Consider the following 23,296-nt stretch of genomic DNA (forward strand, 5'->3'; position numbering starts at 1 on the left):
TATCATAATAAAATCTCCATAAACATAGTAAAATTAAGGTTTTTCCTAATATAATTATACCATAATTTATTACATTTATGGAGATTATTAACTCGAAAATTATTTACTCTTTATTACTGTTCTTTAATTAATTTTTTTGCATTTTTTACAAATTTGCTCCTAGGTATCATAACTATTCTATTACAATTAGTACATTTTATTTTTATATCTGCACCTAATCTAATTACTTCAAATTCATTACAACCACAAGGATGTTGTTTTTTCATTTGCACTATATCCCCTAGATCAAATTTCTCTAACATATTCTTCTTCCTTTCTTGATTATTTTATAATTTGTACCTTATTATATGGTATTTCTATTCCAGCTTCGTCTAAGCCAATCTTTATTAATTTTCTAAGTTCCCTTTCTGTATTCCATTGAGTAAGTGGTTTGCTCTTGCCTATAACTCTAATAGTTACACCTGAAGAATTAAGTGCATCAACTCCTAACACCTGTATAGGTTCCATTATATCTTCATTGTTTTTCTCATATTTTTCACATATCCCCTTTATGACATCAATTGCATTGTCTATATTTTCTTCATATGCAATATCTATATCCACCAAAAATCTAATAGCACCTTTACTATGATTAGTTACTTCTGTTATTGTTCCATTAGGAATAAGATGTAAATCCCCATTAAAATTTCTAATTGCTGTAGTTCTTATTCCTATTGATTCTACTATTCCTTCATAATTACTTAATGTCACATGATCTCCTATTCCATATTGATCTTCAAATAATATAAAGAATCCATTTATTATGTCTTTAACTAAACTTTGTGCACCTAATCCAAGTGCTACAGACCCTAATCCAGCTACTGCAACTGATATTGTTGAAAATATCTTAGTTGCTATAATTCCAATTCCAAATATGTAAGTTACATACTTTAATACACTCTTAATCACGCCACCTAATGTTCTAGCTCTCTGTGGATCTAAACTAAATCTATAATTACTCTTTATCTGTTTTTTTACAATCTTATCTATAATTTTATTTCCTATTTTTATTATCAAATACATAAGTACTATAATAATTGCAATACTTATTATTTTATTTATCCACTTTTCTATATCTTCAGGTGATATTTTAATAGGTCCTATTTTAACCTCTTCTTCTAACCAGCTTATAGCTGTAATTATTGAAAACAATACTTTCTTCCGCTCTTAACACAATATAAATAAATATTAATTTAATGTTAGCGGATTCACCTCACTTTCATCAATATACTTATTCAACTTGAATGAATTTGTCTTTGTCTTTATAAAATATATACTTATATTCAAATTCAGGATTTTCCTTAACCCTCTCTATGTCTTCTTTATTATTTAGTTTAGAACATATACCACAACTCTGAGCTATAGTTGTTGGAGTTGGCATAGTTTTAAATTCTATTCCCATCTCAGTAAGTCTTCTATCTCCCTCCATTGCATCAAATGTATTTTTATAAATAATTATATAGTACATATCTTTTCATCCCTATCTTATTTTCTTATCTTATATTATAAAGCATTTATCTTATTTTTAAATATTATTTTCACACAATTTATGTACTTAAAATTTTTTTGATATATAATATATGTATTAAATTATACTAGGAGATTTTTTTATGAACATATATTTTGATAATGCTAGTACTACATTTCCTAAACCTAAGATTGTAGTAGATTCTATATATAATTACATGACTAATGTTGGCGGAAACGCTAATAGAGCATCTTCATCTAATTCACTAGAAACAAGTAAAATACTTTATAATTGTAGAAATAAAATTTCAGATTTCTTTCACTTCAATAAACCTTCTAATGTTATATTTACTAACAATATAACAACCTCTTTAAATATTCTTATAAGAGGTATTATAAAAGAAGGCGATCATATTATTTCTTCAACAATGGAGCATAATTCTATACTTCGTCCTCTACATGATTGTAAGGCTAATATGGATATTGATTTAACATTGATTCCCGCTCTAAAGACTGGCTATGTACAACCTTGTGATATTGAAAATGCAATAAAACCTAATACTAAATTAGTAATTTTATCACATGCTTCAAATGTTACTGGTACAATTCAAAATCTAGAAGAAATCGGATTAATTTGTAAAAGGCATAATATTTTCTTTATTGTTGATAGTGCTCAATCTGCAGGTGTGTTAAATGTATTTTTTGATACTTTACACGCAGATGCTATTGCGTTTACAGGTCATAAAAGCTTACTAGGCCCTCAGGGAATAGGTGGATTTATAATATCTGATGAACTTAATTCTGTATGTTCTACTATTATAAGTGGAGGTACTGGGAGCGAATCACATTTGTTACATCAGCCTGACTTTTTGCCAGATAAATTTGAATGTGGAACTATGAATATGCCAGGAATAGTAGGTTTATCATCAAGTATTGACTATATTAATCAAATCGGATTAAATACTATACATGAAAAACTTATTTATCTTAGAGGAACGCTCTTAGAAGGTCTTATGAATATCAATAATATTCAAGTATATGGTGATATCAACAATTCTAACTCTACGACTTGTATCTCTATCAACTATAAAGATGTAGATGCTGCTGAACTGTCTTACTACCTAGATACTAAGGGTGTCCAAACACGTTCAGGCCTTCATTGTGCGCCTTTAGCTCACAAAACTATAGACACTTACCCTACTGGTACACTTAGACTTAGCCTTAGTTATAACAACACAATAGACGAAGTAAATAATGTCTTAAAAATTCTAAACAACTTTAGCAAAGATAATATATAATGTATAAAAACCTTCTTATTAGTAAATAATTCTAGTAAGGAGGTTTTCTTTATGAGTAATTGTATTAAATTAGATGCTACTGCACCTAATTCTTACCTTAGAATATCAGAATTTCTTTGTAATGAATTATCACATATAATTTCATCTAGAAGAACTATTATAATTTTATGTATTGGAACTGATCGTTGTATTGGAGACTCTCTCGGTCCTATAATAGGATATAAACTCAAACACCTTAAGTCTAAAAATTTATATATATATGGTTCTTTAAACGCCCCTATTCATGCCAAGAACATTAATGATATCATTAATAAAATTAATAATAATTTTTTAGATCCATATATTATAGCTATAGATGCATGCCTAGGTTCATCTAAAGATATAGGCAAAGTAATCATTAAAGATTCTCCTATATTTCCAGGTTTAGCTCTTAATAAAGGATTATCACCTGTTGGTAATTTAAGTATTACAGGAATAGTGAATATAGCATCTAATTATGAATTTACTGTATTACAAAATACAAGATTAAACACAGTTATGACTTTAGCTGATTGTATTCACATGGGAATTAATGATTTTATAATTAAATCTTTTAATAATATCATGAATATTCTAGAACAGAATTAAAATATAATAGCATTTATAATTTACTATAAGTAAAAGAGTTGTAAAAAATGAAAAAACATTTTTTACAACTCTTTTTACTTATTCTTCATTACTCATAGCTCTATTAAGAACTGTTATTTCTTCTTCTGATAAGTCATATCTAGATATTCCTTTGTCTACAGGTTTAGCATATGTAGTACTTTCTTCTCTTCCATATATTCCTGTTAATATAACTCCATCATTATTACCATCTAAAATTGCTATAGAAAAACTTAAATCGCTTCCTACATTTTCAAAAGCTTTATATCTCATAATTGCAACTTTTTGAACACAACCTTTTAAGCTTTCTTTTAGTTCTTTATTTTGATTTAGTGCTTCTTCACATTTAGCAGTTACATCGTCTATCTCATCTAATCTTTTAACTATAACTTCTTCAATGTTTTTTCCACTAGCACCTCTCATTAATCTTCTGTATTTAGTTTCTAATTTTCCTACTGATCTAAACAATATTAATATTATAATAAATAATAATATCATTATAACCAACATCCCAATTAAGATAAATGGAGTATAATTGTTAATACCTTCTATTATATTCTTCACTTTTGTCATCCTTTCTCAAAATGTTTCACGTGAAACATTTTATAATTTCATAATGTCCATTATTCTTTGTAAATCTTCTTCTGAATAGTATTCTATTTCAATAACACCCTTATCTTTTTTATTATTAAGTGTTACTTTTGTTCCAAAATGATCTTGCATCATATTAACTACATTTTTATAATATGGGTTAGTATCCGCAATATTTTCTTTTTTATTCTTCTTTTTACTACCCCCCATATTTTTTATAATACGTTCTAGTTCCCTAACAGATATATTTTCATCTATAACCCTTTGTGCAAGTCCATACTGCACATCGCCATCTTTTATTGTAAGCAATACTCTTCCATGACCTTCTGTTAAAACGCCATCAATTAAATATTGTTGGACCCTACTATCTAAATTAATCAATCTCATAACATTAGTTATTGCTACTCTTGATTTACCTAATCTTTTACTTAATTCATCTTGAGTTATATTACATTCTTCTAGTAATTTTTTATATGCTAAAGCCTCTTCAATTGGGTTTAAATCTTCACGTTGAATATTCTCTATTAAAGAAATCTCTAATACATCTCTTTCAGTCAATTCCATAATAATAGCTGGAACTTCTTTTAATCCTGCCATCTTAGCAGCTCTCCATCTTCTCTCTCCAGCTACAATTATATAATCATTACCATCTCGCTTCAATATTAAAGGTTGAATTATACCATGATTTTTAACTGATTGAGCTAACTCAACCATAGTTTCATTATCAAAAGTCTTTCTAGGTTGTTCATCATTCGATTTTATTCTATTAATAGAAACTTTTGTTGTTCCCTTATTTCCAACCTCTTCTGATGGAATAAGAGCTTCTAGGCCTTTTCCTAAAGCTGATTTTTTAATCATATACTCTCACCTATTCCTTTATTGTTGACTTTGTAAAAATTCTTTTGTAAATTTCTTATAAGCATCCGCACCCTTACATTTCTCATCATATAGCATTATTGGTAATCCAAAACTTGGTGCTTCAGCAAGTCTAATATTTCTTGGAATTGTGCTCTTATATACTTTTTCCTTGAAATATTTCTTTACTTCATTGTATACTTCGTTACTTAAGTTTGTTCTAAAATCATACATAGTCATAAGAACTCCTTCTATCTCCAAGTCCTTATTTAATGATTTCTTAACCAATTGAATTGTATTAATTAATTGCCCTACACCTTCTAATGCATAAAATTCACATTGAATAGGAATAATAACTGAATTACTTGCAGCTAATGCATTTATTGTTATAACTCCTAATGATGGTGGACAATCTATGAATACATAATCATATTCATCAGCTATTTCACCAATCTTATTTAATAGTACTTGTTCTCTATTCTGATTTGATATCATTTCTACTTCTGCACCTGCAAGTTCCATTGTAGACGGTGCGATATGTAAATTTTGAACTAAATCACTACTTATAATTACATCTTTTAATGATGTATCTGATGTAAGTACATCATACATAGAAGCATCTAAATTTCTCTTATCAATTCCTAATCCACTTGTAGTATTTCCTTGTGGATCAATATCTATAGTAAGCACTTTGTATCCTTCCATAGCTAGATATGCACATAAGTTAATATTAGTAGTAGTCTTTCCTACTCCACCCTTTTGATTGAAAACACATATTACTTTCATAAAAAGCTCTAAATTTTTAGAGCTCACCCCCTTCCTTTCCATAATAATATTATATATATAAATAATGTGGAATTAAAGATAATATAACAATTTATTTTAAAAAACCATTATTCCAAATTATAAAACTTGCTTTTTTATTCCGATACAGCATTATTTTTCTATCCTATAATATAGTATCTTTCATATTATATAAATATTATATTTATATACTTTTCCTTAAACTTAAATTTGATACGATTTTCTTATATCCAAAAAAAACTATACTAAATATAACTAGTATAGTTTTTTTTATAAAATATTTTATAAGCAAGATTATTTTCCTTTTGGAATTTTCACTATTATTTCAACAAAATCATCTTGTTCTTTAGTTTTATATTCTGCATTCAGATTAAACTTATCAAATACTTGTTTTATAGTATTTACATACATCTTGGCCGGAAATACAGATTTTATATTTTTGTTTTTTCCTTTTTTGTTACTCTTTCCTTCACCTGATTTTTTTAATAATTCTTTCTCTATTAGTTCTTCTGTCTTCTTTACATTTAAACTATTCTTTATCACATTTTTTATTACTTTTAACTGTAACTTTTCATCTTTTATCTTTAATAGAGCTCTAGCATGTCTTTCTGTTAATTTGTTTTCAAGACATATATTTCTGACTTCTTCAGACAACTTTAATAATCTTAATTTATTTGCAATAGTTGATTGTTTCTTTCCCATTTTCAAAGCTATTTGTTCTTGGGTAAACCTATGATCATTAATTAAACTTTCATATGCTTCAGCTTCTTCTATATAATTTAAATCTTCTCTCTGAAGATTTTCTAATAGAGCAACCTGAGCAGATTCCATATCTGTCATTTCAACTATTATACATGGTACCTCTTGTAAATTCGCCAATTTTGCAGCTCGTAATCTTCTCTCTCCTGCAATAAGTTCAATGTAATCGCCACATCTTCTTACTGTAAGAGGTTGAATGATTCCATGTTGTTTTATGGATTCTGATAATTCTTTTAAAGCTTCTTCATCAAAAACTTTTCTGGGTTGATATGTATTAGGAATAATATTATCAACTTTAATTTTTATTACTTCTTTTTTATCCATTATTTAGCCATCCTTATTTTTAATCTTTTATCATTTAAGCTTATTTGTATTACTTCAAAGGTTTTTTTGAAATAACTCCTGCCTTTCGAGGATAAACATTTGAACAAGGCTTAACCTTCTCCACTATTACAATATTATGTTTCAAATCTGTATCTTCAATTTCTAATTCTATTACATTCTTTAGTTTGCCACCTAAAGTCCCTATTGCATTTTTAGCATTACTTAATTCTTCTTCTATTGCTGGTCCCTTAAGTGCTATAAAATACCCATTAACTTTTACATAAGGTATGCAATACTCTGATAAAACAGCCATATTAGCTACAGCTCTTGAAGTAGCCACATCAAAACTTTCTCTAAGTTCCTTCTTTCTTGCACCATCTTCTGCCCTACTATGAATTGTTGTAACATTCTTTAATCCTAATTCTCTCACAACTGTATTTAAAAAGTTAATTCTCTTATTTAATGAATCTAACAAGCATACTTCCACGTCATCTCTCATTATTGCAATTGGAATTCCGGGGAATCCCGCTCCAGTACCCACATCAATAATACTATTTGCTTCCTTCATTTGATCGCTCTTAAATGCTTTTATACAATCGATAAAATGTTTTTTTATAAATTCATCATCTTCTGTGATTGCTGTAAGATTAATCTTTTCATTCCATTCTTGAACTAATCTCATATATTTTATGAATTTTTCATACTTATCTTCATTAAATTCCATTCCAACACTATTAGCTGCTGATTTCATCAATTCATAATACTTCATAAAAAATTTCTCCTAATTATATTAATGTTTCACGTGAAACATTTTGTTTTATTTATTGTAATGTTGTTCTAAATATATTAATAATACTGATATATCTGCTGGAGATACTCCGGATATTCTTGAAGCTTGCCCTATACTTATCGGTCTGACCTTTCCTAACTTTTGCACTGCTTCTATTCTCAATCCTCTAACATCTTCATAATTAATATCTGGTGGCATTTGTTTCTTTTCAAATTTACTGAATTGTTTAACTTGCTCTAATTGACTATTTATGTAGCCTTCATATTTTGAAATAATGTTAACTTGTTCACCTATATCCTCACTCATTCCTTCTGGTCTCTCTGGATCTAAAGGTGCTAATGAAAAGTAATCTAATTCTGTTCTCTTTATTAATTCATATAAACTTAGAGGTTTTCTTAATTCTGCAGAATTTAAAGTTTTTAAGAATTCATTTACTTCCTTCTTATTAGTAATATTCACTTCTTTAATTCTTTCAACTTCTTTTTCAACATTTTTCTTTCTAGTCAAGAATTTATTATATCTTTCCTCTGTTACAAGACCAACTCTATAACCTTTTTCTGTTAATCTAAAATCTGCATTATCTTGTCTAAGCAATAATCTATATTCAGCTCTTGATGTCATCATTCTATAAGGTTCATTAGTTCCTTTAGTTACTAAATCATCAATAAGTACACCTATATACGCATCTGAACGAGTTAATATAAGCGGTTCTTCACCTTTTATTTTTAATGCTGCATTTATTCCTGCTATTAATCCTTGACATCCTGCCTCTTCATAACCAGAACTTCCATTTAATTGTCCTGAACCATATAATCCAGATATATTTTTAAATTCTAGTGTTGGTTTAAGTTGCGTTGGATCAATAGAATCATATTCTATTGCATAAGCTGTTCTCATTAATTCAACATGTTCTAGACCTGGTAAAGTTTTAAGCATCTTTATTTGAACCTCTTCTGGTAATGATGAACTCATTCCACCTACATACATTTCCAATGTATTTTCACCTTCTGGTTCAATAAATATCTGATGACTTGGCTTATCTGGAAATCTCATAACCTTATCTTCAATAGATGGACAATATCTTGGTCCAATTCCTTCTATTAATCCATTATAAAGTGGTGATCTATGAATGTTTTCACGAATTATATTATGAGTTTCTTCATTAGTATATGTTAAATAACATGATATTTGCTCTCTATCTAAATCTTTTCCATTGTTCATAAATGAGAATGGAACAATTTTCTCATCCCCTGGTTGTTCTATCATTTTACTAAAGTCAACTGATCTCTTATTGATTCTAGCTGGAGTACCTGTCTTAAACCTTCTTAAACTTATTCCTAAATCTAATAATGATTGAGATAAGTCATTAGCTGGAAATAATCCATTAGGACCACTACTATATGCTATATCTCCTATAATTACCTTACCTCTTAAATATGTTCCTGTTGCTAATACTACTGCTTTACAATCAAATTCCGCTCCATTTTTAGTAATAACTCCACATACTTTATTATCATTAACAACCAATTCAGTAACTTCTATTTGTCTTATTTGAAGATTTTCTTGTTCTTCTAAAACTTTTTTCATTCTAAATTGATAGTTTTTCTTATCTGCCTGGGCCCTTAATGAATGTACTGCTGGCCCTTTAGATGTATTAAGCATTCTGCTTTGAATAAAAGTTTTATCTATATTAACTCCCATCTCTCCGCCTAATGCATCTATTTCCCTAACCAAATGTCCCTTAGCAGTTCCACCTATATTAGGATTACATGGCATCATTGCAATAGAGTCTAGGTTTATAGTACAAATTAAAGTTTTTAATCCCATCCTAGCAGATGCTAATGCTGCTTCACATCCTGCATGACCTGCACCAACAACAATAACATCAAATTCTCCTGCTTTATAACTCATATTAAACATATCTCCTTTTTATTTTCCACAACAAAATTCACTAAATATCTTGTTCACTAAATCTTCTTCTAATTCAGATCCTGTTATCTCACCTAAAGCTTTCATAGCAGCTGTAACAAATATGGATATTAAATCTAAATACTCATTTAATTTTACTCTATCTAAAGCTTCTTTACAATTATCTAATGCTCTATAAAGTGCTTGTTTATGTCTAACATTTGAAATAACTAGACTCTCAGTTCCAACTTCACCATGGAAGAACATATCTTTTATCTTCTTCTTAAGATCATCTATTCCATATCCAAGTTTTGCTGAACTTTCAATAATATTATTAAATTTACTCAATTGGTCTTGTGATATTTTTCTCTCCAAATCAATTTTATTAAGTAAGACAATTGTATTCTTTTTTTCAGCAATATCTATTATCTCAATATCCTCATCATCTAATTCTCGTGATGAATCTAACATTAAAATAACTAAATCAGCTTCTTTTAATTTCTCTCTAGATTTTTCTATTCCTATCTTCTCAACCATGTCAGTAGCTTCTCTAATTCCTGCTGTATCAACTATCTTAAGTGGAATACCATCTAAGTTAATAAATTCCTCTATAACATCCCTAGTTGTACCTGGTATATCAGTTACTATTGCTCTATTTTCTTTTAATAATACATTCAGTAATGATGATTTACCTACATTAGGTTTTCCAACAATTACTGTATTTAATCCATCTCTAATTATTCTTCCTTCATCAGAATCTTTTAGTAATTTCTCCATATCATCAATTGCTTTTTCCAATTCTTCTTTAACCTTAATTGGAATTGATGGATCTATTTCCTCTTCATCCTCTGTAAAATCTACTGCATATTCTATAAGAGCTAAAGTATTTAACATATATTGTCTAAGCTTATCTATTTCTTTAGACAATGCCCCATTACTCTGAAGCATAGCACTCTTCATAGATAATTCAGTTTTAGCTGTTATTATATCCATTACTGCTTCTGCTTGACTTAAATCTATTCTACCATTAAGAAATGCTCTCTTAGTAAACTCTCCTGGTTCAGATACTCTTGCTCCAGCCTTAACAACTTCTTCTAATACTCTGTTAGTAGCAATTATTCCACCATGACAGTTTATTTCTATAACATCTTCTGCTGTAAAGCTCTTAGGCCCCTTCATATAACTAATAATAACTTCATCTATTTCATTTCCTGTTTCTAATTCACATATATGTCCATATCTCATAGAATAAGATTTCATATTAGTAATTGAAGCTGGATTTTTCCCTTTAAATATCTTATCAACTACTTGAAGTGAATTTTCTCCAGATACTCTTATAATAGAAATTCCACCTTCACCAATAGGAGTTGCTATACCACAAATAGTATCAAATTCTCTCATTAAAATTATTCCTCCTTAAATTAAACATTATTGCACGTGAACATATTATAAACTAGTATCAATTTTACAAAATAATATTAATTAAGTCAAAAATAAAAGAAAGCCTCTACGGCCTTCTTTTATTAATTCTTTTTAATATCTACAACAATCCTTCTACGAGGCTCTTCTCCATCACTATAAGTATATACATCATCTCTTCCTTGTAGTGCTGAATGAATAATTCTTCTTTCATAAGGATTCATAGGTTCTAACTTAAAAGCTCTACCACTTTTTAAAACCTTAGCTGCTGTTTTTTCTGCTAAATGCTTTAACGTTTCCTCTCTCTTACTCCTATAATTCTCCGTATCTAAAGTTATTCTTTTATATGGAACATTATGATCTTTATTAACTACTAGAGACAATAAATACTGTAATGAATCTAACGTTTCACCTCTATAACCAATAATAGTTCCCATCTTTTCACCAGATACATTAAATATAGTAGAATCACCATCTTCAACAACATCAACTTTAGCTTCTATTTTCATAGTTTTTAATACATTAATTAAAAATTCTACTCCTTCATCAATGCCTGTAGGTTTAGTTGTTACCTTTAATATAGTTTTTTTTGCACCAAATAAATTAAATAATCCTTTTGATCCTTCTTCTATAACATCAACATTAACTTCATCTCGAGATACATTTAATTCATTTAAAGCTTGTTCTAATGCATCATCATAATTCTTACCAGATACCTCTATACATTTCATACCATATTCACCACCTTAAATATATGTCCATGATAATTAATTATTTTTTCTTCTTTTTCTTTTTACTTGCCCCATTCTTTGTTTCATATTCTGGCATCTTAAATCTATTTTTTTCAGCTTCTTTTTCAGCCTCTTCAGCTTCAATAGCTTTTCTCTTAGCTACTGCTGGACGATAATTAATAAAATAAGTAGTAATTAATTGAATCAAACTACCTAATACCCAATAAATAACTAGAAGAGATTTAAATCTTAATCCCATCCAACCCATCATTAATGCCATCATTACATTCATAGCCATCATGTTCATAGGTTGTTGTTGCTGAGCGCCATCCTTTGTCTTAGGAGGTGCAGATGCTTTACTTAGTAAATATGAAGGAATAAATGTCATTACTGCCGATAATATAGGTAATATATAATATGGGTCTGGCTTACCAAGGTCAGGAATCCATAAGAATCCACCTGAAATATCAATTCTATTAAATGTCCAATAAAGTGCCATTAATATAGGAAATGGTATTAATGCTGGTAAACATCCCCCTGTCATACTTACATTCTTCTCTTTATATAGATTCATCAATTCTAATTGTGCTTTTTGCGGATCATTTTTATATTTTTCTTGGATCTTTTGAACCTCTGGTTGTATTTCTTGCATCTTTTGACTAGACTTAGATGACTTAATATTAAAAGGTAACAAAATTCCTCTAATTATAATTGTTAATACTGTAACCGCTAAAACATACGATAATCCACTATTAGGATCTACTCCTAAATCACATACTACATCCCGTATGAAATCAAAAATAGTTGAAAAAAAACTTACTATTGCGTTCATTATGTTATTGTTTCCCTCCTGAAATTTATTTATCTAACAGGATCAAAGCCCCCTTTACTAAAAGGATTGCATCTTAGAATTCTCCATATTGCCTTAATGCTACCTCTAACAGCTCCATATTTTTGAATAGCTTTAATAGCATATTCTGAACAAGTAGGTATATACTTACACCTCGGTGGCGTCATTGGAGATATTCTCTTCCTGTAAATCTCTATTGTTTTGATTAATATATTTTTTATCATTAAATAATCCAGCTTTCTTAAATAAATTATTCATAGCTTTCTCTATGTCATGATAACTTTTATCTTTTGCTTTTGTTCTAGCAACAAAAACAAAATCGTTTCCTTTTATAAGTAAATCTTCTTTTAATCTATAATTTTCATAAATTAATCTTTTTACTCTACTTCTAACTACACTATTTCCAACCTTTTTACTAACAGATATTCCAACCTTATTATATATCTGACCATTGTTATCTATATTTTTTCTATTTTTAAAAATGTATAAAACTAAAAGGTCATTCGCTAATGATTTTCCCCTTCTATATACAATTCTAAACTCATTATTTTTTCTAACTTTATAAATCATCAGACTTTCTGCTCCTTTTTTTCTGCATTTGCAGAAAAAGAGCCACAAAATGCGGCCCTTATGCTGTTAATTTTTTTCTACCTTTTTGTCTTCTTCTCTTTAAAACATTTCTTCCAGATTTAGTGCTCATTCTTTTTCTGAATCCATGTTCTTTTTTTCTTTGTCTCTTTTTTGGTTGGTATGTCATGAACATTTTTCATTACACCCCCTTTAAAATATGAATTTATACGTAAATATTACGTTACTTCTAATTTAGTTACCTATTAATTATATATATATACTTTTCTTCTGTCAAGAAGGTACTTTTGTTGATAAATATCTATATATTTATGTTTTTTTGTGGATAACTTATTGAATATCTATATTTGAATATGCTATTATAATAGAAGATTGTGAATAACCTGTGGAAAACAACAAAGTTATCCACAGATGTGAATAACTTTGTTGATAACTTGTTTATTTTTTGTATGTATAAATACGATTTTACTAGTAAACAAGTCATTTATTTCTGTTAATATATATTACAAGATATCTGTTGATAACTTTTATTTTTTTTTCTAATTTTTAAGTTATCAACAACTGTTATTAATTTATTTAACATTATAAACACCCATTATTTAATTGTTTATAATGTGTTAGTAACATGTTATTTTCTTGTTTATAACCTTAAATAAAAAAATTTTTTACATAAAAAAATGGAGGAGAAACAATGGATACTAATCTAAAACAATTGTGGGAAAAAACATTACAGATAATAAAAGGTGAAATGACCGAAGTTAGCTTTAATACATGGATATTAAGCTGCGAACCTTTTTCTATTGATGATTCAACTATAAAGATTAGCGTTCCGAATTCCTTCACTCAAGACATACTAGAGTCAAGGTATAAACATCTGATAGAAAACTCAATTCAATCTATTTGCTCAAAACAATACAATATTGAATTTGAACTATCATCTGATGTAAACGCATCAGATTCAACAACTGAATCACCCACTAACCAAAATGATACACTAATTGTAAATGATGAAATGTCTACAACACTTAATCCAAAATACACTTTTGATTCATTTGTCATCGGTAATAGCAATAGATTTGCACATGCAGCTTCTCTTGCTGTAGCTGAATCACCTGCTAAAGCATATAATCCATTATTTATATATGGAGGTGTTGGATTAGGTAAAACTCACTTAATGCATGCAATCGGACATTACATGTTACAAAACAACCCTAATATTAAGGTAGAATATGTTTCTTCTGAAAAATTTACAAATGAGCTAATTAATGCAATAAAACATGATAAAAATGAAGAGTTTAGAAATAAATATAGAAAAGTTGATGTTCTTTTAATAGATGATATTCAATTTATCGCTGGAAAGGAAGGAACTCAAGAAGAGTTTTTCCATACTTTTAATGCTCTTCATGATGCTAATAAGCAAATAATTCTTTCTTCTGATAGACCACCAAAAGAAATTCCAACATTAGAAGATAGATTACGTTCTAGATTCGAATGGGGACTTATTGCAGATATTCAAGTACCAGATTTTGAAACTAGAATGGCAATATTAAAGAAAAAAGCTGATGTAGAAAACTTAAATGTAGCAAATGATGTTATGGTCTATATTGCAACAAAAATCAAATCTAATATAAGAGAATTAGAAGGTGCACTTATAAGAATAGTTGCTTATTCTTCTTTAACTAATAAACCAATAACAGTAGATTTAGCTTCTGAAGCATTAAAAGATATAATATCCAAGAAACAAGGTAAGCATATTACAATAGCAATGATTCAAGACGTTGTTTCTAGCTATTTTAATCTAAGAGTTGATGATTTAAAGTCTCAACGTCGTACTAGAAATATTGCTTATCCAAGACAAATTGCTATGTATTTAAGTAGAAAATTAACAGATATGTCTCTACCTAAAATAGGTGAAGAATTTGGTGGAAGAGATCATACTACTGTTATTCATGCATATGAAAAGATATCTGAAAATATAACATCAGATGAAAGTTTGCATAATACAATTGAAGAAATAACCAAAAAACTAAGTAATAATTAATCCACACCTGTACATAATTACGCGTTAATAAACTGTGGATAATTACATTGGAAATCTTTCACTGTGGATAATGTGGATAAAATGATTGTTTTTGCACTACTTTTTCCACAGTGTTTGTTAGTAGATTTTTACGCTATTACTTGCGTTAAAGCACTTATACACATATTCACAGCCCCTACTACTACTATTACTATTATTATATATATTATCTACTCTATCTATTGTGGAAGTATACTGTGAATAACTATGGAGGTATTAATAGAATGATATTTTTATGTGAAAAACAAAAACTACAAGATGCAATTACAATTGCACAAAAAGCAATTACAGGAAAAACACCTAATCAAATCTTAGAAGGAATTTGTATTCATGCATATAACAATACAATAACACTTATAGGATCAGATATAGACTTATCAATAGAAAGTAAAATTACAGGAGATGTACTTGAAGAAGGTTCAGTAGTAATTGACTCAAAAATATTTGGAGACATTATACGTAAACTACCTGATTCAGAAGTTAAAATAGAAGTATTACCTAACGATACATTACAAATAACTTGTGAAAAGTCAGAAATGACAGTAGTTTATATGAACGCTGATGAATATCCTTCATTACCAGATGTAAAAAATGATAATGAAATAGAAGTTCCTCAAAGTTTATTAAAAGATATGATTAAAGGTACTGTATTTGCAATTGCTCAAGATGAAACTAGACCTATACTTCAAGGTATTTTATTTGAAGTAAAAGATAGAAAATTAAATTTAGTTGCACTTGATGGATATAGATTAGCACTTAAAAGTGAATATATAGATTCTGATCTTGAAACAGAAATTGTTATTCCTGGTAAAACATTAAATGATGTTTCAAGAATTTTAGATGATTCAGATACTAACGTTCAAATTACTTTCTCTGAAAATCATATATTATTTGATTTAGGAGAAACTAAAATAATATCAAGATTATTAGAAGGAAACTTTGTTAACTATAAATCTTTATTACCAAAGGAACACAAAATATTAGTAACTGTGGATAAGTTAAATTTACAAAACGCATTAGAAAGAGCTTCACTTATGGCTAAAGAAGGTAATAGTTATTTGATAAAATTAGCTATTACTCCAGATAAACTATTAATAACTTCTAATTCTCAATTGGGAAAAGCAAAAGAAGAAGTACCTGTTGAATTGCAAGGAGATAATATAGAAATTGCATTTAACTCTAGATATTTACTAGATGTATTAAAGAATGTTGAAGATGAAAAAGTAGTACTTCAAATGACATCTAGTGTAAGTCCTTGTGTTATAAAAGCAGAACAATCAGATTTATATGAATATTTAGTTTTACCAGTTAGATTAATGAAATAGGAGGATGCATAAATATTCAATGTTTATGCAAAAAATATTATGGTAGAAATTAAAATAGAAACTGAATTTATAAAATTAGATTCTTTTTTGAAATGGGCTGGTGCTGTTGGATCTGGTTCGGATGCCAAAATGGTTATTCAAGATGGATTAGTATTAGTAAATAATGAAGTTTGCACTATGCGAGGAAAAAAAATCAGAAAAGATGATTGTGTAGAATTTGATGGAGAAATATATAAAGTAATATAAAAACAATTATGTTATAATTATAAATGGGTGTTTATGTATGTATATAAAAAGATTAGTGTTATTACAATATAGAAATTATGACAGTCTAGATATTAATTTTGGTAGACACGTTAATGTTTTTATAGGAGATAATGCTCAAGGAAAAACTAATATATTAGAATCTATTTATTATTGTGCATTTGCAAAATCTCATAGAACCTCTAGAGATAAAGAGCTTATAAGTTGGGATAAAGATGATGCATATATAAGTGCTGAAATAGGCAAAGATAGATTAGATAAAAGAATAGACATAAATATCTTAAAAGATGGCAAAAAAGCAATAAAAATTAACAAGATTAAAATAAAAAAAATTGGTGAGTTATTCGGAAATTTTAATGTTGTTATGTTTTCACCAGAAGATTTAAAGATTGTTAAAGATTCTCCTGGAATACGAAGAAAATTTATAGATATGGAGATATGCCAATTAAATTCAAAATATTATTTTAATTTGGTTCAATACAACAAGGTTCTTAATGAGAGAAATATTGTACTTAAGAACAGAAATTTAAGTGAAGACATTTTAGATGTTTATGACGAACAATTAGCAAGTTTCGGGCAATATATAATTGAACAAAGACTTATATACCTAGAAAAATTAAATTTTTATGGTAGAGAGATACATAAAGATATAACTTTAAATAAAGAAAATATAGAATTTTCATATCATTCATCTGTTAAGGATTTAAACAACATAAAAGAAAATTTTATTGAATTATTAAAGAAAAACAGAAAAAAGGATAAAGAAAAAGGTATAAGTACTATTGGTCCACATAGAGACGATTTTACAGTAACAATAAATGGTGTAGATACTAAAAGTTATGGCTCTCAAGGACAACAGAGAACTGCTGTACTTACTATGAAATTTGCATCATTAAGGATAATAAAAGAATTAATGGGAGAATATCCGATATTGTTATTAGATGATGTACTATCTGAATTAGATTACAATAGAAAAAGATATATACTAAGTACTATTGGAGAGATACAAACAATAATAACATGTACAGGAGTTGAAGATATTGAAGAGTACCTCAATGAAGATTCTAGATTGTTTAAAGTTTCTAGTGGAAGAGTGATTATTTAAAGAGGAGGATATAACTAAGATGTTTTTACATTTAGGAGAAAATGTTGTAGTTCCAATAAAAGACATTATAGGTATTTTTGATTTACAAGCAACTATGTATAGCTCAGATACAATACAATTTTTAAGAATGGCTGAAGAAGATGGATTTGTTGAAAGGATATCTGATGAAAAACCTAAATCATTTATTATTGCAGAAGTAGATAAAATGAGTAAAGTATATTTATCTCCAATATCATCTTCAACGCTTACTAAAAGAACAGAAATTGATTATGAACTTTAAAAAAAGTTATAAATAGAGTCAAGAAAGGAGGGTGTTACTGTAAATAGCTTTTATTATCACAGAAATTAATAAAGTATTCAGTAACAAGGAATATGTTAGATCAAAATAATCAAAGTTATGGTGAAAGTCAAATACAGGTACTAGAAGGACTTGAGGCTGTTAGAAAGAGACCTGGTATGTATATAGGTAGTACTAGTTCAAGGGGTTTACATCATTTAGTATATGAAATAGTTGATAATAGTATTGATGAAGCGTTAGCAGGTTATTGTAAGAATATAGAGGTTACAATTAATGAAGATAACTCAATTGAAGTTGAAGACGATGGAAGAGGTATGCCTGTTGGTATGCATCCTAAGATGGGAAAACCTACAGTTGAAGTAATAATGACTATATTACATGCAGGTGGTAAATTTGGTGGTGGCGGATATAAAGTATCCGGTGGATTACATGGAGTTGGTGCATCTGTTGTAAATGCATTATCTGAAAAGTGTATAGTAACAGTTAAAAGAGAAGGACATATATGGCAACAAAGTTATGAAAGAGGTAATGTTGTTAGTGATTTTATGATGATTGGAGATACAGAAGAAACTGGTACAAAAGTTTATTTTAAACCTGATCATGAAATATTTGATACTACTATATATGAATTCGAAGTTCTAGAACAAAGATTAAGAGAGTTATCTTTTTTAAATAAAGGAATAAAGATAATTCTTACAGATAAAAGAGATGGTAAATGTGAAGAATTTCATTATGAAGGTGGAATAAAATCATTTGTAACATTTCTAAATAGAAACAAAGAACCTTTACATCCAGAACCTATATATGTAGAAGGTAATAAAGATGGAATTTCAGTAGAAGTTGCTCTTCAATATAATGATGCATATAATGAGAATATTTTTTCTTTTGCTAATAATATAGATACTGTAGAAGGTGGAACTCATTTAGTTGGTTTTAAGACTGCTCTTACAAGAGCACTTAATGATTATGCTAAGAAGTTTGGACATTTAAAAGAAAATGATAAAAAGTTATCTGGAGAAGATATAAGAGAAGGACTTACAGCAGTTATATCAGTTAAAATAGGTGAACCTCAATTTGAAGGTCAAACTAAAACTAAACTAGGAAATAGTGAAGTAAGAGGAATTGTTGATTCAATAGTAGGAGAAGGTGTAAGTGTATTCTTAGAGGAAAATCCTATAGTAGGAAAATCTATTATAGATAAGGCCTTGATGGCTTCAAGAGCAAGAGAAGCTGCTAGAAAGGCAAGAGAATTAACTAGAAAGTCTGTCTTAGAACGTTCATCTCTTCCAGGAAAGCTTGCTGATTGTTCTTCAAAAGATCCAAGAGAATGTGAAATATATATAGTCGAAGGAGATTCTGCAGGAGGTTCTGCAAAACAAGGAAGAGATAGAAAGTTCCAAGCTATACTTCCGTTAAGAGGTAAGATATTAAACGTTGAAAAACAAAGACTTGATAGAATATTAAATTCAGATACTATAACATCAATGGTAACAGCATTTGGTGCTGGAATAGGACCAGATTTTGATGTTAACAAAATAAGATATAACAGAATAATAATAATGACAGATGCCGATGTTGATGGAGCTCACATAAGAACATTATTATTAACATTTTTCTATAGATATATGAGAGAATTAATAGATGAAGGACATGTATTTATAGCTCAACCACCTCTATATAAAATTGAAAAGGGAAAGAAAGAAGCATATGCTTATTCTGATGAAGAACTAGAAGTTAGGCTAGAAGAATTAGGTGGAAAAGACAATAATACAAATATCCAAAGATATAAAGGTCTTGGAGAAATGAATGCTGAGCAATTATGGGATACTACAATGGATCCAGAGAAGAGAATACTTTTAAAAGCTACAGTAGAAGATGCTATGTTAGCAGATGAAATATTTACAATTCTTATGGGTGATAAAGTAGAACCAAGAAAGGAATTTATTACAAAGAATGCTAAGTTAGTAAGTAACCTAGATATTTAGTAATAAGTGTGAGGTAAAATAAATGGAGTTTAATGAAGGAAAGATTATACCCGTTGATATTAATAAAGAAATGAAGAAGTGCTATATAGATTATGCTATGAGTGTTATAGTAGGACGTGCACTTCCAGATGTAAGAGATGGATTAAAACCTGTTCATAGAAGAATTCTATATTCTTTGCAACAATTAGGAATAACGCCTGACAAAGGATACAGAAAATGTGCAAGAATAGTTGGAGATGTTTTAGGTAAATATCATCCACATGGAGATAAATCTGTTTATGATGCGTTAGTAAGACTTGCACAAGATTTCTCTATGAGATATATGTTAGTAGATGGTCATGGAAACTTTGGTTCTGTTGATGGAGATAGTGCAGCTGCTATGAGATATACAGAAGCAAGAATGAATAAAATTTCTACTGAGATGTTAAGAGATATAAATAAAAATACGGTAGATTTTGTTCCGAACTTTGATGGAGAAGAAGAGGAACCTTCAGTATTACCATCAAGATTTCCTAACTTGTTAGTAAATGGTTCTTCAGGAATAGCTGTAGGTATGGCAACTAATATTCCTCCTCATAATTTAGGGGAAGTTATAGATGGAACTATAATGCTTATAGATAATCCAGAAACTACATCATTGGAATTAATGTCAGTTATAAAAGGACCAGATTTTCCAACAGGAGCTATAATAATGGGTAAGTCTGGAATTAGAGCTGCTTATGAAACAGGAAAAGGTAAGATTGTAGTTAGAGCTAAAGCTGAAATAGAAGAAGAAAATAATAGACATAGAATTATTGTTACAGAAATACCTTATCAAGTTAATAAAGCTAAATTAATAGAAAGTATAGCTGATTTAGTTAAAGAGAAGAAGATTGTTGGAATATCAGATTTAAGAGATGAATCAGATAGAGAAGGCATGAGAATAGTTATAGAATTAAAGAGGGATGCTAATCCTAATGTAGTTTTAAATCTATTATATAAACATACTAAACTTCAAGATAGTTTTGGAATTATAATGTTAGCCTTAGTTAACAATGAACCTAAGATATTAAGTTTAAAGGAAGTACTAAGTAATTATATAGAATTCCAAAAAGAAGTTATAACAAGAAGAACAGTATTCGAACTTAATAAAGCTGAAGCAAGAGCTCACATTTTAGAGGGGTTAAGGATTGCTTTAGATAATATTGATGAAGTAATAAGTATTATAAGAAATTCTAAGAGTACAGAAATTGCTAGAAATGCATTAATGGAAATATTCTCATTATCTGAAAAGCAAGCAACTGCTATACTAGAAATGAGACTTAGAAGATTAACTGGATTAGAAAGAGATAAGATTGAAGAAGAATATAATGAACTTATGAAGCAAATAGAATACTTAAAAGGAATTCTAGAAAGTGAAGAAAAGTTATTAGGAGTTATAAAAGAAGAATTAATTCAGATAAAAGAAAAATATGGTGATGAAAGAAGAACTCATATTGAAAAGGTAGCTAATGAAATAGATATAGAAGACCTTATTCAAGAAGAGGATGTAGTTATTACATTAACACATTCAGGATATATTAAGAGAATATCTGCAGATACTTATTCAGCTCAAAAGAGAGGTGGTAAGGGTATTCAAGCAATGTCAACTAGAGAAGATGACTTTGTTGAACATGTTATGGTAACATCAACACATTCAGATGTTTTATTCTTTACTAATAGAGGTAGAGTATATAAACTAAGAGCCTATGAGATACCAGACGCAGGTAGAACAGCCAAAGGAATGAATATAGTAAATTTAATAGCTATAGAACCAGATGAAAGAATAGAAACTGTATTAAATGTAAAAGATGATAATCGTGAAGGTTATTTATTCATGGGTACTAAAAAAGGAATAGTTAAGAAGACACCTTTAACTGACTTTAAGAATATAAGAAAGAGTGGACTTATAGCAATAAGTTTACGAGAAGGTGATGAGTTATTAAGAGTTAAAGTTACTCATGGTGATGCTAATCTAATAATGGTTACTAAGAGTGGATATGCACTTAAGTTTAGTGAGAAGGACGTTAGACCGATGGGTAGAACTGCATCTGGAGTTAAAGCAATAAACTTAAGAGATGATGATGTAGCTGTATGTATGGATATAGCTGTTGATGGTGAAAAGCTATTAGTAATAAGTGAAAATGGATACGGTAAAAGAACTGATGTAGAAGAATATAAGATTCAACATAGAGGTGGTCTAGGATTAATTACTTATAAGATAAGTGAAAAAACAGGATTGTTAGCTGGGGCTACTGTATGTAAAGAAGATGATGAATTAATGCTTATTAATACAAGTGGTGTTGCTATAAGAATTAATGTTAAGGATATATCAGTAAACGGTAGAGCTGCTATGGGAGTTAAGCTTATGAAGACTAAGGAAGACGAAACAGTAGTAGCAATAGCTAAGATTGGCGCAACAGATGAAGTGCAAGAAGATGAAGTTATAGAGACTGATCAAGAAGAAAATAATATTGAATAATAAAAAAATGTACCTAAATAACTTTAGTTTAGGTACATTTTTTGTTATTGCTATAATATTAGAAATTTATATTTAGTATATGCGAAGTGGGATATTTAGTTAAATTTGAGTTATTAAATCATAATTAATAAGGTAAACATATCGTAGTGTGTCAATTATAAAAAAAACAAGAAAATAGAAGAAAAAAGAAGAAATAATAATATAAATTGATTAAATGGTATATAATATATAAAATGTGATATAAATATGTGATATTATAAAACACGTCGCTGAGGCAAACAAGTAACAACAAGAAAACAAAAAATGTTTTAAAAAAAGTTGTTGACAGATGCTGAATCAAGTGATAAGATAAAGAAGTCGCTTGAGGGTGACGAAGAAAAATTGGTCTTTGAAAATTGAACAGAATAATAAATTAAGAACCAGCAATTCTTTATGAGTAAGTTTTAAGAGCTATTAATGATTAAACTTTTTATTGAGAGTTTGATCCTGGCTCAGGACGAACGCTGGCGGCGTGCCTAACACATGCAAGTCGAGCGATGAAGCTTCTTCGGAAGTGGATTAGCGGCGGACGGGTGAGTAACACGTGGGCAACCTACCTCATAGTGGGGAATAGCCTCTCGAAAGGGAGATTAATACCGCATAAGATCGTAGTTTCGCATGAAACAGCGATA

Annotated in this window: 24 protein-coding genes and 1 rRNA gene; 10 read left to right on the forward strand and 15 right to left on the reverse strand. The window is 28.8% G+C overall.

The genetic code is table 11. The annotated features are described in order from the left end of the window. Positions 1–113 precede the first annotated feature (113 nt). The 3 genes from KQI77_RS04610 to KQI77_RS04620 form a co-directional block, all read right to left on the reverse strand. Positions 114–302 carry a DUF951 domain-containing protein gene (locus KQI77_RS04610; RefSeq protein ID WP_216388870.1) on the reverse strand — a complete coding sequence of 63 codons (189 nt, stop codon included), beginning with the start codon at positions 300–302 and terminating at the stop codon, positions 114–116. Positions 303–321: 19 nt separating this feature from the next. Beyond that, a complete protein-coding gene (locus KQI77_RS04615) occupies positions 322–1,191 on the reverse strand; it encodes a mechanosensitive ion channel family protein (RefSeq protein WP_253289347.1) in 870 nt (289 codons plus the stop codon). Between the two features lie 79 nt (positions 1,192–1,270). After that, positions 1,271–1,507, reverse strand: coding sequence for a DUF3343 domain-containing protein (locus tag KQI77_RS04620; protein WP_216388872.1), 237 nt, complete (start codon positions 1,505–1,507; stop codon positions 1,271–1,273). A gap of 142 nt (positions 1,508–1,649) precedes the next feature. Between KQI77_RS04620 and KQI77_RS04625 the strand changes: the two genes are divergently transcribed. After that, entirely contained in the window at positions 1,650–2,804 is a 1,155-nt protein-coding gene (locus KQI77_RS04625; RefSeq protein WP_216388874.1) for an aminotransferase class V-fold PLP-dependent enzyme, read from the forward strand. Positions 2,805–2,855: 51 nt separating this feature from the next. Continuing rightward, entirely contained in the window at positions 2,856–3,431 is a 576-nt protein-coding gene (gene yyaC / locus KQI77_RS04630) for a spore protease YyaC (protein WP_216388879.1), read from the forward strand. Between the two features lie 78 nt (positions 3,432–3,509). Here yyaC and KQI77_RS04635 read toward each other — a convergent pair whose 3' ends face one another. The 12 genes from KQI77_RS04635 to rpmH all read right to left on the reverse strand — a co-directional run bounded on the left by KQI77_RS04635 (position 3,510) and on the right by rpmH (position 13,243). Beyond that, the gene (locus tag KQI77_RS04635) at positions 3,510–4,022 is read right to left on the reverse strand and encodes a DUF4446 family protein (RefSeq protein ID WP_216388881.1); all 513 of its coding nucleotides are present in this window, start codon (positions 4,020–4,022) and stop codon (positions 3,510–3,512) included. 30 nt (positions 4,023–4,052) lie between these two features. Beyond that, on the reverse strand, positions 4,053–4,898 hold the full coding sequence (locus KQI77_RS04640) for a ParB/RepB/Spo0J family partition protein (protein WP_216388883.1): 846 nt from the start codon (positions 4,896–4,898) through the stop codon (positions 4,053–4,055). An 18-nt stretch (positions 4,899–4,916) separates the two neighbouring features. Further along, positions 4,917–5,681: a ParA family protein gene (locus tag KQI77_RS04645; protein WP_216388885.1), complete on the reverse strand. Its 765-nt coding sequence runs from the start codon at positions 5,679–5,681 to the stop codon at positions 4,917–4,919. 312 nt (positions 5,682–5,993) lie between these two features. Continuing rightward, positions 5,994–6,782: a nucleoid occlusion protein gene (gene noc, locus KQI77_RS04650; RefSeq protein ID WP_216388893.1), complete on the reverse strand. Its 789-nt coding sequence runs from the start codon at positions 6,780–6,782 to the stop codon at positions 5,994–5,996. 49 nt (positions 6,783–6,831) lie between these two features. Continuing rightward, positions 6,832–7,551 carry a 16S rRNA (guanine(527)-N(7))-methyltransferase RsmG gene (gene rsmG / locus KQI77_RS04655; RefSeq protein ID WP_216388895.1) on the reverse strand — a complete coding sequence of 240 codons (720 nt, stop codon included), beginning with the start codon at positions 7,549–7,551 and terminating at the stop codon, positions 6,832–6,834. A 48-nt stretch (positions 7,552–7,599) separates the two neighbouring features. Further along, positions 7,600–9,483: a tRNA uridine-5-carboxymethylaminomethyl(34) synthesis enzyme MnmG gene (mnmG, locus tag KQI77_RS04660; protein WP_216388897.1), complete on the reverse strand. Its 1,884-nt coding sequence runs from the start codon at positions 9,481–9,483 to the stop codon at positions 7,600–7,602. Positions 9,484–9,501: 18 nt separating this feature from the next. Continuing rightward, the gene (gene mnmE / locus KQI77_RS04665) at positions 9,502–10,881 is read right to left on the reverse strand and encodes a tRNA uridine-5-carboxymethylaminomethyl(34) synthesis GTPase MnmE (RefSeq protein ID WP_216388899.1); all 1,380 of its coding nucleotides are present in this window, start codon (positions 10,879–10,881) and stop codon (positions 9,502–9,504) included. A 122-nt stretch (positions 10,882–11,003) separates the two neighbouring features. Beyond that, entirely contained in the window at positions 11,004–11,630 is a 627-nt protein-coding gene (gene jag, locus KQI77_RS04670) for an RNA-binding cell elongation regulator Jag/EloR (RefSeq protein WP_216388901.1), read from the reverse strand. Positions 11,631–11,670: 40 nt separating this feature from the next. Next, positions 11,671–12,465 (reverse strand): membrane protein insertase YidC, encoded by a 795-nt coding sequence (gene yidC / locus KQI77_RS04675; RefSeq protein WP_216388932.1) that lies wholly within the window; start codon positions 12,463–12,465, stop codon positions 11,671–11,673. 26 nt (positions 12,466–12,491) lie between these two features. Continuing rightward, positions 12,492–12,701 (reverse strand): membrane protein insertion efficiency factor YidD, encoded by a 210-nt coding sequence (gene yidD, locus KQI77_RS04680; protein ID WP_367397275.1) that lies wholly within the window; start codon positions 12,699–12,701, stop codon positions 12,492–12,494. After that, entirely contained in the window at positions 12,628–13,050 is a 423-nt protein-coding gene (gene rnpA / locus KQI77_RS04685) for a ribonuclease P protein component (protein ID WP_216388905.1), read from the reverse strand. The genes yidD and rnpA overlap by 74 nt, the downstream gene beginning before the upstream one ends. Before the next feature lie 58 nt (positions 13,051–13,108). Further along, positions 13,109–13,243, reverse strand: a complete 135-nt coding sequence (gene rpmH, locus KQI77_RS04690) for a 50S ribosomal protein L34 (protein ID WP_216388907.1) — start codon at positions 13,241–13,243, stop codon at positions 13,109–13,111. 516 nt (positions 13,244–13,759) lie between these two features. Here rpmH and dnaA point away from each other — a divergent pair. From dnaA to KQI77_RS04730, 8 genes are all read left to right on the forward strand, one after another. Then, positions 13,760–15,109, forward strand: a complete 1,350-nt coding sequence (gene dnaA, locus KQI77_RS04695) for a chromosomal replication initiator protein DnaA (protein ID WP_216388915.1) — start codon at positions 13,760–13,762, stop codon at positions 15,107–15,109. Between the two features lie 263 nt (positions 15,110–15,372). Then, a complete protein-coding gene (gene dnaN, locus KQI77_RS04700) occupies positions 15,373–16,473 on the forward strand; it encodes a DNA polymerase III subunit beta (protein ID WP_216388918.1) in 1,101 nt (366 codons plus the stop codon). A gap of 39 nt (positions 16,474–16,512) precedes the next feature. Then, positions 16,513–16,719: an RNA-binding S4 domain-containing protein gene (locus KQI77_RS04705; protein WP_216388920.1), complete on the forward strand. Its 207-nt coding sequence runs from the start codon at positions 16,513–16,515 to the stop codon at positions 16,717–16,719. Between the two features lie 37 nt (positions 16,720–16,756). After that, positions 16,757–17,842 carry a DNA replication/repair protein RecF gene (gene recF, locus KQI77_RS04710; RefSeq protein ID WP_216388922.1) on the forward strand — a complete coding sequence of 362 codons (1,086 nt, stop codon included), beginning with the start codon at positions 16,757–16,759 and terminating at the stop codon, positions 17,840–17,842. Positions 17,843–17,861: 19 nt separating this feature from the next. Next, positions 17,862–18,122, forward strand: a complete 261-nt coding sequence (gene remB / locus KQI77_RS04715; RefSeq protein WP_216388924.1) for an extracellular matrix regulator RemB — start codon at positions 17,862–17,864, stop codon at positions 18,120–18,122. 92 nt (positions 18,123–18,214) lie between these two features. After that, entirely contained in the window at positions 18,215–20,125 is a 1,911-nt protein-coding gene (gene gyrB / locus KQI77_RS04720; protein WP_216388926.1) for a DNA topoisomerase (ATP-hydrolyzing) subunit B, read from the forward strand. A gap of 22 nt (positions 20,126–20,147) precedes the next feature. Then, entirely contained in the window at positions 20,148–22,625 is a 2,478-nt protein-coding gene (gene gyrA / locus KQI77_RS04725; RefSeq protein ID WP_216388928.1) for a DNA gyrase subunit A, read from the forward strand. A 468-nt stretch (positions 22,626–23,093) separates the two neighbouring features. Then, positions 23,094–23,296: ribosomal RNA gene (locus KQI77_RS04730) — 16S ribosomal RNA — on the forward strand; the annotation flags it as partial.

It is taken from the genome of Clostridium sp. MSJ-8, assembly GCF_018918325.1.
Taxonomy (GTDB): Bacteria; Bacillota; Clostridia; order Clostridiales; family Clostridiaceae; genus Clostridium.